At 58.5% G+C, this 12,579-nt stretch carries 9 protein-coding genes, 1 pseudogene and 1 riboswitch; of the genes and pseudogenes, 2 read left to right on the forward strand and 8 right to left on the reverse strand.

Annotated features, from left to right (window positions below; genetic code table 11):
• Nucleotides 1-53: 53 nt before the first annotated feature.
• A complete protein-coding gene (locus tag MTP37_RS11185) occupies nt 54-1,244 on the reverse strand; it encodes a dihydroorotase (RefSeq protein WP_249237349.1) in 1,191 nt (396 codons plus the stop codon).
• Nucleotides 1,245-1,740: 496 nt separating this feature from the next.
• Between MTP37_RS11185 and epsC the strand changes: the two genes are divergently transcribed.
• Nucleotides 1,741-2,412 (forward strand): serine O-acetyltransferase EpsC, encoded by a 672-nt coding sequence (epsC, locus tag MTP37_RS11190; RefSeq protein WP_005944190.1) that lies wholly within the window; start codon nt 1,741-1,743, stop codon nt 2,410-2,412.
• A 308-nt stretch (nt 2,413-2,720) separates the two neighbouring features.
• On the opposite strand, the gene MTP37_RS11195 is transcribed toward epsC, so the two are convergent.
• The 7 genes and pseudogenes from MTP37_RS11195 to MTP37_RS11225 all read right to left on the reverse strand — a co-directional run bounded on the left by MTP37_RS11195 (nt 2,721) and on the right by MTP37_RS11225 (nt 10,306).
• Nucleotides 2,721-3,155 (reverse strand): DUF3842 family protein, encoded by a 435-nt coding sequence (locus MTP37_RS11195; protein WP_249238723.1) that lies wholly within the window; start codon nt 3,153-3,155, stop codon nt 2,721-2,723.
• Between the two features lie 8 nt (nt 3,156-3,163).
• Nucleotides 3,164-4,552 carry a Sapep family Mn(2+)-dependent dipeptidase gene (locus tag MTP37_RS11200; protein ID WP_249237350.1) on the reverse strand — a complete coding sequence of 463 codons (1,389 nt, stop codon included), beginning with the start codon at nt 4,550-4,552 and terminating at the stop codon, nt 3,164-3,166.
• A gap of 128 nt (nt 4,553-4,680) precedes the next feature.
• The gene (locus tag MTP37_RS11205; RefSeq protein ID WP_249237351.1) at nt 4,681-5,166 is read right to left on the reverse strand and encodes a COG2426 family protein; all 486 of its coding nucleotides are present in this window, start codon (nt 5,164-5,166) and stop codon (nt 4,681-4,683) included.
• Nucleotides 5,167-5,219: 53 nt separating this feature from the next.
• A complete protein-coding gene (locus MTP37_RS11210) occupies nt 5,220-5,972 on the reverse strand; it encodes an exodeoxyribonuclease III (RefSeq protein WP_249237352.1) in 753 nt (250 codons plus the stop codon).
• 16 nt (nt 5,973-5,988) lie between these two features.
• Nucleotides 5,989-7,364 (reverse strand): annotated as a pseudogene (locus MTP37_RS11215) (MATE family efflux transporter).
• A gap of 1,089 nt (nt 7,365-8,453) precedes the next feature.
• Entirely contained in the window at nt 8,454-9,728 is a 1,275-nt protein-coding gene (locus MTP37_RS11220) for a bifunctional folylpolyglutamate synthase/dihydrofolate synthase (RefSeq protein WP_249237353.1), read from the reverse strand.
• A gap of 65 nt (nt 9,729-9,793) precedes the next feature.
• A complete protein-coding gene (locus MTP37_RS11225) occupies nt 9,794-10,306 on the reverse strand; it encodes a folate family ECF transporter S component (RefSeq protein WP_249237354.1) in 513 nt (170 codons plus the stop codon).
• A gap of 155 nt (nt 10,307-10,461) precedes the next feature.
• Nucleotides 10,462-10,557, reverse strand: a riboswitch (THF riboswitch).
• Between the two features lie 202 nt (nt 10,558-10,759).
• On the opposite strand from MTP37_RS11225, the gene MTP37_RS11230 reads away from it, so the two are divergent.
• Nucleotides 10,760-12,451: a M3 family oligoendopeptidase gene (locus MTP37_RS11230; RefSeq protein WP_249237355.1), complete on the forward strand. Its 1,692-nt coding sequence runs from the start codon at nt 10,760-10,762 to the stop codon at nt 12,449-12,451.
• Nucleotides 12,452-12,579: the final 128 nt, after the last annotated feature.

A 12,579-nucleotide genomic window follows, 5' to 3' on the forward strand; every position in this document is an offset into this window, starting at 1 on the left:
TCCTGTTTGCTTTCTTATCTATTTTATATCATATTATTTTGTGAAACATTTTCTCAGTTCTCTGCCTGATAGGTCAGCTTGCCGCCCTTGATAGTGGCGCAGACCTTACCAAACAGCTGGGCACCATCGAACGGGGTGTTGTGAGATTTGGAGTGCAGCTTGTCCTTGTCCACGGTGTAGGGGGTATCCAGATCCACCAGCACAAAGTCCGCGTCGTAGCCCGGCTCCAGCTGACCCTTGGCAAGGCCCAGGATCTCGGCGGGGCGGGTGCTCATCAGATGCACCAGCACTTCCAGCGGCAGGCCTTCCTGCTTGCAGAGCTTGGTGTAGCAGACGCCGAAAGCGGTCTCGCTGCCCACCATACCGGCCATGCCCTTCAGTTTGTCCTCTTCGGAGTGGGGCGCGTGGTCGGTGGCAATGGCGTCCACGATGCCGGTGCGGATGCCGTCCACCAGCGCCTGCACATCGTCGGCGGTGCGGATGGGCGGGTTCACACGGTAATCGCAGGTGTCATTGGTGAACCACAGGTGGTGCGGGGTCACCTCGCAGGTGACGGGTGCACCCCGCAGCTTTGCCATCTGGATGGCATCCAGCGCACCGCGGGTGGACACATGGCACATGTGCAGCTTGGTCTGGTAGTATTCGCTCAGCCAGCAGTTGCGCACCGTCTCGATGTCCTCAGCCAGACGGTAGTCCCACGGGCTGATCTCCATATCCTCAGCGTGGCTCATCACGGTGATATCCTTCTGGGTGCAGATGGCAAACGCCTTTGCCATGGTGGCATTGTCCTGCACGCCGTGGCCATCCTCGGTGATGAACTTCACACCGGCAGGCAGGGTCTTGAGGTGGTCGATGCTTACGCCGTCAAAGTTCTCGGTGATGGAGACGGTCTGGTTCACATCGCACAGGCCCAGCTCGGCGGCTTTCTGTTCCACCATCATGGCCTGTGCCGCAGAAGAGCAGACCGGCTTTGTGTTGGGCATCAGGTTCACGAAGGTGTAACCGCCGGCGGCTGCGGCGCGGCTGCCGGTCTCGATGTCCTCCTTGTACTCAAAGCCCGGGGTGCGCCAGTGGCAGTGCAGATCCACAAAGGCGGGCAGCACGGTCAGCCCTCCGGCATCAATGACCGTTTCGTTCTCCCCGGCCAGTGCCTCCAGCTCCTGACCCACAGCAGCGATCCTGCCGTCCTTTACAAAAATCTCAAGCGGTCTTCCTTCGGTGTTCACAGCATTTACAAGCAGCATCGCAGTTCCCTCCTGATTTGCGTTTGTCTGGTTCGGCTTTCCGGCTTACGGGCAAAAAAAAACTTTTCCCCGCAAAGGGAAAAGCTCATTCTACAAAAAAAGGAAACAACGAACCCACGGCAAAACCGGATGCGAACTGCTTGTTCAGTTTGGTACACATCGCGCTTTTCTGCATGGTGCTGTCTCCTTTTATAAGTCTGGAATCTTTTCATAATATTTTAGCATAGAAGCGCGAAATGTGTCAATGCTTCCGCATATATTTTGTTGCAAAAAGGTTTGCCGCTTCCCTCCCGGAATTTTAGCTACTCTACCCAAAAGCAGTTTTTCCCCGCCAGATTCCGGGTTAGTTATGTCAATTCCTAGCATATTGCTGTACATTCCCGTCCGGGTGTGCTATTATAAATATGGTCAAAAGAGTCAGAGGCTGTTTTCATGGCAGAGACGTGATTTTTATTCAGAGCAGCTTCATCGGAATCAGGAAAGAGAGGGTTTTCCCATGGGTTTGTTGGAGGACGCGCGGAACATCCAGCGCAAGGATCCCGCTGCACGCAACGTGCTGGAGGTCATTTTGCTGTATCCGGGCTTTCACATTCTGGTGTATCACCGCATTGCGCACTGGCTGTACCAGCATAAGCGCTTTTTCCTTGCCCGCTGGGTCAGCCAGCACGGACGCCGCCGCACCGGCATCGAGATCCACCCCGGTGCCACCATCGGCAGATGCCTGTTCATCGATCACGGCATGGGCATCGTGTTCGGTGAGACCTGTGAGATCGGGGACAATTGCACCATCTACCACGGTGTCACTCTGGGCGGCACTGGCAAGGACACCGGCAAGCGCCACCCCACTCTGGGCAACAACGTGCTGATCGGTGCAGGCACCAAGGTCCTTGGCCCGGTGTATATCGGGGACAACTCCCGCATCGGCGCAGGCAGCGTGGTGCTGCGCAATCTGCCCGCCAACTGCACCGCCGTGGGCGTGCCCGCCGAGGTGGTGCGCATCAACAACAAGGCCGTGAACCCGGCGGACGATCTGGACCAGCAGGATCTGCCGGATATCGTAGCCCAGCGCCTGACCGATCTGGACCGCCGCCTCGGCGCACTGGAAAACGCTGCGCAGGGCGACACCCCGCCCACGGCAGCGCAGATCGCCGCACGGCAGAAGTCATAACGATTCAGAATGCCCTCCGCTTGCGCTCTGGGCATCTTCAGCGGAAGAATATTTTTATAATAGAGCAACAGCGGACAGCCTGCGGGCTGTCCGCTGTTGCATTTTCACGGAAAGGGTCCAAGAGGGAAACTTGATCTGTCTGTGCTCGTTTCCTGCGGAAACAGCCGCACAGCCGGGAAACAGGCCACTTCTTCATTGCGCCCGCTCCGGTGAAAAAGCAAGTCGGAAAATCCCGCAGGATTTTCCGACTTGCAACTAAAAAATATAAATTCCTTGAATCATGCCCAGAGCGAGAGCGGAGGGCATTTTCAATAAACCCTTTTTCCGCAGCCTTCCCCGGCGCAGAGGGCTTTCACCTTCTGCACCGCAGCGGCCACCAGATCGCTGATGGGCTGCTCCGGCACACCCACGATATAGTTTTCGCAGTGGTTCACCGGGATGAGCACCCGCGTCGCATGGCTCTGGCACACGGCCGTGGCCATGGCGGGCGTGATCTCGCCCAGCAGTGCATCCGCAATAACGATGCCGATGGGCCCCACGATGATATCCGCGCTGCGGCAGTTCACCGCCACTGCATTCTCACCGGTGGCGACACGCGGGGCACCGGCCTTGCGCATGGCGTTTGCCGCCAGACTGTTGGTGCCCACCGCAGTGAGCCGGATCTCCGGGCACTGCGTGCTCAGGGCTGTCACCAGCTGTTTGCCAAGGCCCCCGCCCTGCCCGTCGATGACGAGCACATTCATCGGCTGCATCAGAAGTCGATTTCCTCAAGGCGCAGCAGCGCGATGATATAGATCTTTACGGCTTCCAGCAGCTTGTCGATGGGTGCAGCTTCGTTTGCACCGTGCATCGGGCCGCCGAACTCCGGCAGCGGCAGGTCCACATGCTCGGGGCCGAAGCTGACAGCATAGGGGAAGTGGCGGGCATAGGTGCCGCCGCCCATGGTGAAGGGCTTGGCGTTCTCGCCGGTGACCTCATTGTAGGTGTTGATGCAGGCCTGAATGGCGGGGCTGTCGGCTTCAATATAGAAGGGCTCGGCAGCGGTCACATCGCGCAGCTCAGCGCCGTCGCCCAGTGCGGCACGGATCTGCTCGGTCATCTTTTTGCCATTGGTGCAGGTGGGGAAGCGGCTGTCCATGGTCTGGAAAATGCGGCCATCTTCCATGTAGATGCGGCCGCCGATCACGGTCAGCGGGCCAAAGGGGCCATCGGCGCAGTTGATGCCCAGACCCTCACCGGCAGTAGAAGCGTGCAGCTTGCGCACAGCCTCCAGATAGGTGCGCTCGGTCTCATTGCACAGGCCGTTGTCCAGCAGGTAGTTCACCACCAGACCAATGGCGTTCACGGTGCCCTGCGGCATGGCTGCGTGGCCGGACTTGCCCCAACCGCGGATGCGCACGCCGTCGCCTTCCGGTTCCAGCGTGATGTTGGGGGCATTCTTCAGCTTGGAGATGTCAGTCCTGACCAGTGCACTTGCACGGTCGGGCACGGCATTGTTTGCCACGCCGCCCTCGATCTCCACGATGACGCCGTTGCACACCGGGCTGACGATCTTGGCACCGAACAGGCCCTTCTCGCCGTTGCACACCGGGAACTCGGCATCCGGGGTGAAGCAGAAGGCCGGAGCCGGGTAGTTTTTGAGGTAGTAGTCCACATCCTGCATGTGGGTCTCCTCGTTGGTACCCGCCAGTGCGCGGATGGGGTAGCGCAGCTCATAGCCCTGCTCCTTGAGGAACTTCAGGGCATACAGGGTAGCCACCATGGGACCCTTATCGTCAGCCACGCCGCGGCCCAGCAGCCAGCCGTCCTGAACGCGCATGGTGAAGGGGTCTGCCGTCCAGCCGTTGCCCACGGGCACCACATCCACATGGCAGATGGTTGCCAGATACTTCTCGGGATCCTTGCCGGCCAGCTCTGCATAGCCGATGTAGTTCTCGCAGTTGCGGGTGGCAAGACCCATGCCTGCAGCCAGCTCCAGCGTCTTGTCCAGTGCGGCACGGGGGCCTGCGCCATAGGGTGCACCCTCTTCCGGGGTGCCCTCCACGCTGTTGACAGCCACCAGTGCGGCGATATCCTTCAGCAGCTGTTCCTTGTTTTGCGCAATATATGCGTCGATTTTCTGATTCAGTGCCTGATCCATGATCTTATCGTTCCTTTCCGTCCGGCAGCTTTGCGCCGCCGGTTCCAAAACACTTTTTTATTTTAGCATACTCGGCGGCAAAATGCCATTGTCAATTGTTGTTCTTTGCCGGAACACAGTCTTTTTTCTCAGCCCACCGAGAACAGGGTGCTCAGCGCACCCAGCAGGCCCGCGCTGGCCAGACCCATGATGATGCCCGCCAGCAGCACGCCGCCCATGCAGGCCTTGACCACGTCCTTGAACTTCATATCCAGGATCGAGCCTGCCAGCGTCCCGGTCCACGCGCCGGTGCCCGGCAGCGGGATGCCCACGAACAGCAGCAGCGCCACCTCAAGGCCGCGGCCCGCCTTGGCTTCCAGTGCGCGGCCGCCTTTTTCGCCTTTGACGATGCAGAACTTGCAGATGGGCCCGATGAGGGGCTTATGGTAGCCCCAGATCAGAAATTTGCGTGCAAACAGATAGATGAACGGCACCGGGATCATGTTGCCCACCACGCACACCAGATAGGTGGGCAGGATGGGCAGGCCCATGCCAAGCCCGATGGGGATGGCACCGCGCAGTTCAATGAGCGGCACCATGGAAACGAAAAATACCAGCAGATAGCTTTTGAGCATAGAGTCTCCTTTTCCCTGCTCTTTTCGGGAGAGCAGGCGTTTTTTTTTACAGGTTACAGGTCAATGTCCAGCTCCACCGGGCAGTGGTCCGAGCCGAAGATCTCGTTGTGGATCTCTGCCGCCCGGATCCTGTCGGCGATGCGGCGGGATACGATAAAGTAGTCGATGCGCCAGCCCGCGTTCTTTTCCCGGGCATGGAAGCGGTAGCTCCACCAGCTGTACTTCACCTCGTCCGGGTGCAGCACACGGAAGCTGTCGGCAAAACCGGCATCCAGCAGCTCGGTCATTTTTCCGCGTTCCTGATCGGTGAAACCTGCGCTCATGCGGTTGGTCTTTGCATTTTTGATGTCGATCTCCGTATGGGCCACGTTCAGGTCCCCGCACAGGATCACCGGCTTTTTCGCATCCAGCGCCAGCAGGTAGGCGCGGAAGGCGTTCTCCCATTCCATGCGGTAGTCCAGACGCTTCAGCCCGTCCTGACTGTTGGGGGTGTAGCAGTTCACCAGCCAGAACGCCGGGTATTCCAGCGTCAGCACCCGGCCCTCGTGGTCGTGCTCCTCGATGCCGATGCCGGTGGTCACGGCCAGCGGCTGCTCACGGCACCAGCAGGCCGTGCCGGAGTAGCCCTTTTTCTCTGCGGAATAGGTGTACTCCGTGTAGCCCTCCGGGGCAAAATCTGCCTGTCCCGGCTGCATCTTGGTCTCCTGCACCGAAAAGATATCGGCGTCCAGCTGCGCAAAGCTCTCGGCAAAGCCGTGGGTCAGGCAGGCGCGCAGACCGTTGACATTCCAGCTGATCAGTTTCATGCTGTACTCCTTTATGTTATGCGTGATATTTGTTCTTCCATACACCGCTGCGGAAGCGGATGACAAAGCAGGTGACACGGCACATCCAGTCGATGACCATGGCGATCCATACGCCCACGGCACCCCAGCCCATCCGCACGCAGAGCAGATAGCTGAAGCCAAGCCGCCACACGGCATGCTCAGAATGGACACGAGCATGGTGAATTTCACATCATTGGCGGCGCGCAGTGCGTTGGGCAGCACAAAGGACAGGGTCCACAGCAGGATGGCAAAGCCCGCGTGGATGCGCACCAGTGTCTCAGAAAGCACCATCGTCTCACCGGACAGCGCATAGATGCCGATGAGCTTATGCAAAAACAGCAGGATGGCACCGTTGGAAAGGCCCATTGCAATGTAGGACCACAGGGAGAGCTTGCGGGTGTAGTAGACTGCCTGCTCGCTGTCTCCCGCGCCCACACAGCGGCCCACCACCGTGATCATGGCAAGGCTGAGGGCCTTGCCGGGGATGACGCCCATGCCGTCCAGATTGTTTGCCACCGCGTTGGCCGCGATCTGCACCGTGCCGAAGGTGGAGATCATGCTCACCACCAGAATGCGTCCGGCCTCGAACAGGCTGTTCTCGAATGCAGAGGGGATGCCGATGCCCAGAATGCGCCGGGTCATCCTTGCGTCCAGACGGGTGGTCTTTGGCACCGTGAGGGCGTTGCCCTTCTGGTAGCATCTGCGCAGGATGAGGAACGCCGCCACCACGCGGGACACCACGCTGGGCCATGCAACGCCGTCCACGCCCATTTTCAGGCCGAAGATGCACACTGCATTGCCCACGATATTGATGACATTCATCAAAAAGCTGATCTGCATGGAGATTTTAGAATTGCCCATGCTGCGGAACAGTGCCGCGCCGCCGTTATACAGTGCCAGAAACGGATAGCTGATGGCGATGATGCGCAGGTACAGCACGCTGGCGTCCAGCACATCGGCATCAATGGCACCGTAAAACAGCCGGATCATGGGCCGGGCCAGAACAAAGCAGAATGCGCCCACCAGCAGCCCGAACAGACCGCTGAGCAGGATCAGCTGGCCAGAGCTCTCGTTGGCGCCCTTCTGCTCCCGTGCGCCCAGAAACTGGCTCACCACCACCGCGCCGCCAGTGGCCAGCGCCGCAAACAGCACGATGATAAGGTTGTTGATCATGTCCACAAGGCTGACGCCCGAAATAGCCGCCTCGCCGCAGCGGGACACCATCATGGTATCGGCCATGCCGACGGTCACTTCCAGCAGCTGCTCCACCAGCAGCGGGCCGGTCAGCAGCAGCAGTTCCTTTTGTGTGAACAGCGGCCTCCGCCCTCCGAAGAGCGGCTTTTTTGTTCCGCTCACCGTCTGATTTTCCATTGATATGCTCCTTTCCCCCGTGCCGGGCCTCTTTTCCCCCGCACGCCGTCTGCCGCACACAGGGCAGACTCCCCATTGAATGTATCCATCATAACACACAGGCCGACGCTTGTAAAGAACTGTCGTATCCTGTGTGTTTTTTGCGTGGCGTCCGGGGTGTTTCTGCTGCTTTTTGGGCTTGTTCGTCAGTTTGCCGGGAACTCTTCGTCAAATTTGTGCGTTCCTCCAAAAATGAGTTTTTTCGGACGTCTTTTGGTGAAAAATCAAAAAAAGGGCTTGTAATTTTATTTGAAAAGTGGTATGTTGTATCCAACAAAGCTGCAATGTTGGATACATGAACTTCTCAGAGCGGTTTTTCGCTCATTATCGCGCTTTGTTCTTTATTTTTGCTATTTTCTTCATTTACCTTCTTATCATTTACCCTGCCTGCCCCGCAAGGGGCAAGAAAAGCGATGACTCAACCTGCACGAGTCACCGCTTTTTCTTTTTGTCTGTGCTATCGCAGGCCTAACCATTTAAATGCCCTCCGTTTCACTCTGGGCATTTTCAGCGGAAAATTATTTTTTTATTGCAAACAAGCCAGCCCTGCGGAGCTGGCTTGTTTGCTTTTTCACAGAAAAAGTTGCTTCTTGTGCAGAGAGCGGTCGCGTGGACAGGTTTCATAGCTTTTATAAAAATCATCGCCGCCGGTGACGCTCCGCTGGGCCAGAGGCAGGGAGGGGTGTTTCGAGTCCCCCCTCCCTACCTCTGAACTCCACCCACCCCGCAACGAGAAAGGGGCTGCTCGCCCCTTTCAGACCCCAAAGCTGTTGGGCTCCATACAAAAAATCCAAGTCGCTCCGCTAAAGGATTTTTTGTGTTCCGCCAATTTTGAGTCGCTTGCGCGACGAAACGTAAGGGCAACAGCATATTTTCATGCTGACGCGAATGCTCCCGCAGGGAGCCAGCGTCAGCAAATACCGTTTGCCGTTACGACCTTTCCCGTGAAAAAGCAAATCAGGAAGATCCGCAGATCTTCCTGATTTGCAAATATTAAAAATAATTTTTCCGCTGATGATGGCGCAGCGCACGCGGAGCCATTTTAAATCTTCAGCCCTTCACAAGTTCCGCAAACGCCTTCCGCACATCGCCAGAGAAATACAGCGTGCCCAGCGCGCACACCGGGCCTTCACCGCCCAGCTCCACCGCCCGGGCCACGCCCGCTTCGATGGAGTCGGCCGCTTCTGCCCTGCAGCCATAGGCCCGGATGTGTTCTGCCAGCACCTCGGCGGGCATTGCCCGGGGCGTGTGTGCCGTCACCGTGACGAACCGCACGGCCAGCGGAGCCAGCAGGCTCAGCATCTGATCCACATCCTTGTCTGCCATGATGCTGACCAGAAAAACAAACTTCTGCCCCGGGAAACGATCTTTCAGGCTCTGCACCGTGGCCCGCATTCCATGGGCATTGTGGCTGCCGTCCAGCAGGAAGGCGGGCGCGTGCCGCAGCAACTCGAACCGGCCCGGCCAGCTGACCGTTTCCAGACCTGTGCGGATGGCGCTTTCCGGAATGTTCCAGCCATGGGCACGCATCACCCGCAGAGCCGTGACCGCCAGCGCCGCATTCCGGGGCTGGTAGCTACCGATCAGGGGCAGGTGCACATCGGTCAGGCCGTCAAAGTCGAACTCCACGGCGTCAAGGCTGCCGCCCTCGTATTTCAGCCTGCTGAAATCTACCTCGGTCAGCTCGGCGTGCTTTTCCGCTGCCACGCGGCGGATCACGGCGTCCGCTTCCGGCACACCGCCATAGCTCACCACCGGACAGCCTTCCTTGATGATCCCCGCCTTGGCGGCAGCAATGTCCCCAAGGGTGGGGCCAAGCTCCTTCACATGATCCATGCCCAGCGCCGTGATAACTGCGCACTCCGGGGCATCAATGACGTTGGTGGAATCCAGCGTGCCGCCAAGGCCCACCTCCAGCACCACGATCTCACATTTCTGCTGGGCAAAATAGAGCATTCCCAGCGCCGTGATGATCTCAAACTCGGTGGGTACATCCTCCATGGTGTCGGCGGCAGGCTTTACCTGCTCCACCAGTCTCACCAGCTCTTCATCCGGGATCTGCACCCCGTTGACCTGGATGCGCTCGTTGAAGCGGTTGATGAAGGGCGAGGTGTACAGGCCCACCCGATAGCCTGCGGCCTGCAGGCAGGACGCCATCATGGCGGCGGTGCTGCCCTTGCCGTTGGTGCCTGCAACATGCACGAATCTGAGCTGTTTGTGCGGGTCACCCAGTGCGGCCAGCAGGGTGCGGGTACGTGTCAGGCCGGGCTTGTGGCCGGCCCACTGGACGGCGTGGATGTATTCCATTGCCTGTTCGTAGTTCATTGTAATGCCTCTTTTCGAGATCACTATTTTAGACGAATTTTTATTTTTGCGGATACGGAAAACTTTTATTTCTTCACCATCTTCATCAGGGCACGGTTTTCCAGCAGGATGCGCAGCAGCACGGTGTTCACTGCAGCCAGGATCAATGCATTGGGGATGCGCACGGCCAGCGTTGCCCACGGGTAGCCGTAGAAGATGCGCAGTGCCAGCGAGGTGATGACCACGGAACCCACAAAGTGTCCCAGCAGCACACTGATCTGCAGCCGCAGGCCGGTGCGCAGCTGGGGCAGCTTCTGCCATGCAAGCCCCGCCACCAGACCAATGGCACCTGCGCCCAGCGTGATGAGCGGGTTGATGGCGTAGCCTGCCAGCACGCCGCCGATCATATCGGCCACAGCGCCCACGGCAAAGCCTGCTCCCGGGCCGAACAGCAGCGCTGCCAGCAGCACCGGCAGGCTGCCCAGATTGAACCGCACAAAGCCGGTGGAGATGCTCAGCACCCGGCTGAACACGATGCTCATTGCCACCAGCAGGGCCAGCATGGTGAGCGTACGGACGGAATTTTTCGAGTTGTTCATATCAACTGTCCTCCTTGCAAAAGGAATACCGGGTGGGCAGTCTGCACAAACAAAAACGCCCTCCCTGTGACAAACCGCACAAAGGAGGGCGTGAATCCAACAACTTTCACTTCCGGGCGGGACGCAAGCCGTCTCGCCTGCACCCAAGTCCATGCAGCAGCGGGATGCAGACCATGCACCGCGGGTACACCTTCGTCCACAGCACAACTCCCCGTTGATGCGGCACTTAACGCACATGGTCTTACTCTGTTGATGGCTTTATTATAGTCTTTTTTCTGCGGCCTTGCAACCATATCAATGGATAACTTTGCTAAAACGCAGCACCAATTTTTAGCAGTTGTGCATAGCATCTGCCGGGTTTTGGCCTGTATCCTCTTTTCATTTGCCGCATAACGTGGTAAGATGAGTTTAACCTTAAATATGGAGTTTTCTCCCGGAAAGGAATGTTTCCCGATGAAATTCAACGAAATGACCTATACCCGCCCGGACATCGATGCCCTGCTGGCCCGGTGCAGGGAGCTGGCCGCAAAGGCCGCTGCCGCACCGGACGGCGATGCCCTTGTCCGGCTCTACTATGAGCAGAGCGAAGCCTTTGCGGAGTACAACACCGCCGCAAACCTTGCCAACATCCACTACACCTGCGACACCCGCGACGCTTACTGGAAGGCCGAGCAGGACTTCTTTGATGCCAACGGCCCCGCCGTGACCAACGCCAGCGTGGAGATCAGCCGGGCATTTCTGGCAAATCCCCATGTGGATGCCCTGACCGAAAAATTCGGCACCACCTGCGTGGCCGGCATGAAGAACGCCGTCCTCAGCATGGACGACCGCACCGTGGAGCTGCAGCAGCAGTTCAATGCTCTGGTGAGCCGCTACCAGCAGATCTACGGCGGCGCACTGGTGGAGCTGGACGGCAAACAGCTCACCATCCCCCAGCTGGGCCCCTACAAAGAAGATCTGGACCCCGCTGTGCGCCGTGCCGCCTATGAAGCCGAGGCCGGTTACTTTGACGCCCACCGCACCGAGCTGGACGAGCTGTACGGTCAGATCGTCCAGAACCTGAATGCACAGGCCCGGGTGATGGGCTATCACGACTACAGCGAGCTCTCCTACGTCCGCATGAACCGCATCGGCTACGGCCCGGAGGAGATCCGGAAATTCCGCGATCAGGTCGCAAACGATGTGGTGCCTCAGCTGCAGAAGGTGATGGCCCTGCGCGCAAAGCGCACCGGCATCGCCCATCCCGCCTTTACCGACCTACCCATTCTGTTCCGGGACGGCAACCCCAAGCCCATTCCCGGCTACAAAGCCCGTATGGATGCCGCCCGCACCATGTACCATGAGCTGAGCCCGGAAACCGCCGAGTTCATCGACTTTATGCAGGACAACGAGCTGTTCGATGTGGAGAGCCGCCCCGGCAAGATGTCCGGCGGCTATATGACCAGCCTGCCCAGCTACAAGGCCCCCTTCATCTTTGCCAACTGGAACGATACCTCCGGCGATGTGGACGTGCTGACCCACGAATGCGGCCATGCCTTTGAGGGCTATGTAGCCGAGCGTGACCCCGCCATCCCCGCCGATCTGGAATGCCCCGGCATGGAGAGTGCCGAGATCCACTCCATGGCCATGGAGTTCCTCACTGCGCCGTGGCATCATCTGCTGTTTGGCAAGGATACCGACAAATACGCCCTGCTGCACGCCGAGGACAGCTTCGTGTTCCTTGCCTATGGCTGTGAGGTGGACGAGTTCCAGCACATCATGTACCAGAATCCGGACCTGACCCCCGATGAACGCAATGCCGAGTGGCTCAAGCTGGAAAAGAAATACCGCCCGTGGATCGATTTTGACAATCTGCCCTTCTATGGCCGGGGCGCAGGCTGGCAGCGCCAGCTGCACATTTATGAGTGTCCCTTCTATTATATCGACTACTGCCTGTCCACCATGGCCGCGCTGCAGTTCTTCCTGCTGAGCCTGACCGACCACAAGGATGCATGGGAGCGCTATCTGCGCCTTGTGCGCCGCGCCGGTACGGCCAGCTACACCGAGCTGCTGGAGACCGCCGGGCTGAAAGTTCCCTTTGAGGAGGGCAGCATCAAGGGCATTGCCCAGCAGATGACCGACTGGCTGGAAAACCATCAGGTATAAGAAGCCGTTTTCATCCGCACTGTACACCATCTGAACGGTCGTTTTGATGCATCTGAGGGTCGATTCATGCCGTTTTGCTGTCAGGAGCCGTAAAATCTGGTATGCTCTGGACAGAGAAAAAGCGTTTC

Source organism: Faecalibacterium sp. HTF-F, from assembly GCF_023347535.1.
Classification (GTDB): Bacteria; Bacillota; Clostridia; order Oscillospirales; family Ruminococcaceae; genus Faecalibacterium; species Faecalibacterium wellingii.

What these genes read in the sequence shown, in the direction of transcription:
- MTP37_RS11185 (WP_249237349.1), bottom strand. Translation starts at nt 1,244, where the DNA reads ATGCTGCTTGTAAATGCTGTGAACACCGAAGGAAGACCGCTTGAGATT.
- epsC (WP_005944190.1), top strand. Translation starts at nt 1,741, where the DNA reads ATGGGTTTGTTGGAGGACGCGCGGAACATCCAGCGCAAGGATCCCGCT.
- MTP37_RS11195 (WP_249238723.1), bottom strand. Translation starts at nt 3,155, where the DNA reads ATGAATGTGCTCGTCATCGACGGGCAGGGCGGGGGCCTTGGCAAACAG.
- MTP37_RS11200 (WP_249237350.1), bottom strand. Translation starts at nt 4,552, where the DNA reads ATGGATCAGGCACTGAATCAGAAAATCGACGCATATATTGCGCAAAAC.
- MTP37_RS11205 (WP_249237351.1), bottom strand. Translation starts at nt 5,166, where the DNA reads ATGCTCAAAAGCTATCTGCTGGTATTTTTCGTTTCCATGGTGCCGCTC.
- MTP37_RS11210 (WP_249237352.1), bottom strand. Translation starts at nt 5,972, where the DNA reads ATGAAACTGATCAGCTGGAATGTCAACGGTCTGCGCGCCTGCCTGACC.
- MTP37_RS11220 (WP_249237353.1), bottom strand. Translation starts at nt 9,728, where the DNA reads ATGAACTACGAACAGGCAATGGAATACATCCACGCCGTCCAGTGGGCC.
- MTP37_RS11225 (WP_249237354.1), bottom strand. Translation starts at nt 10,306, where the DNA reads ATGAACAACTCGAAAAATTCCGTCCGTACGCTCACCATGCTGGCCCTG.
- MTP37_RS11230 (WP_249237355.1), top strand. Translation starts at nt 10,760, where the DNA reads ATGAAATTCAACGAAATGACCTATACCCGCCCGGACATCGATGCCCTG.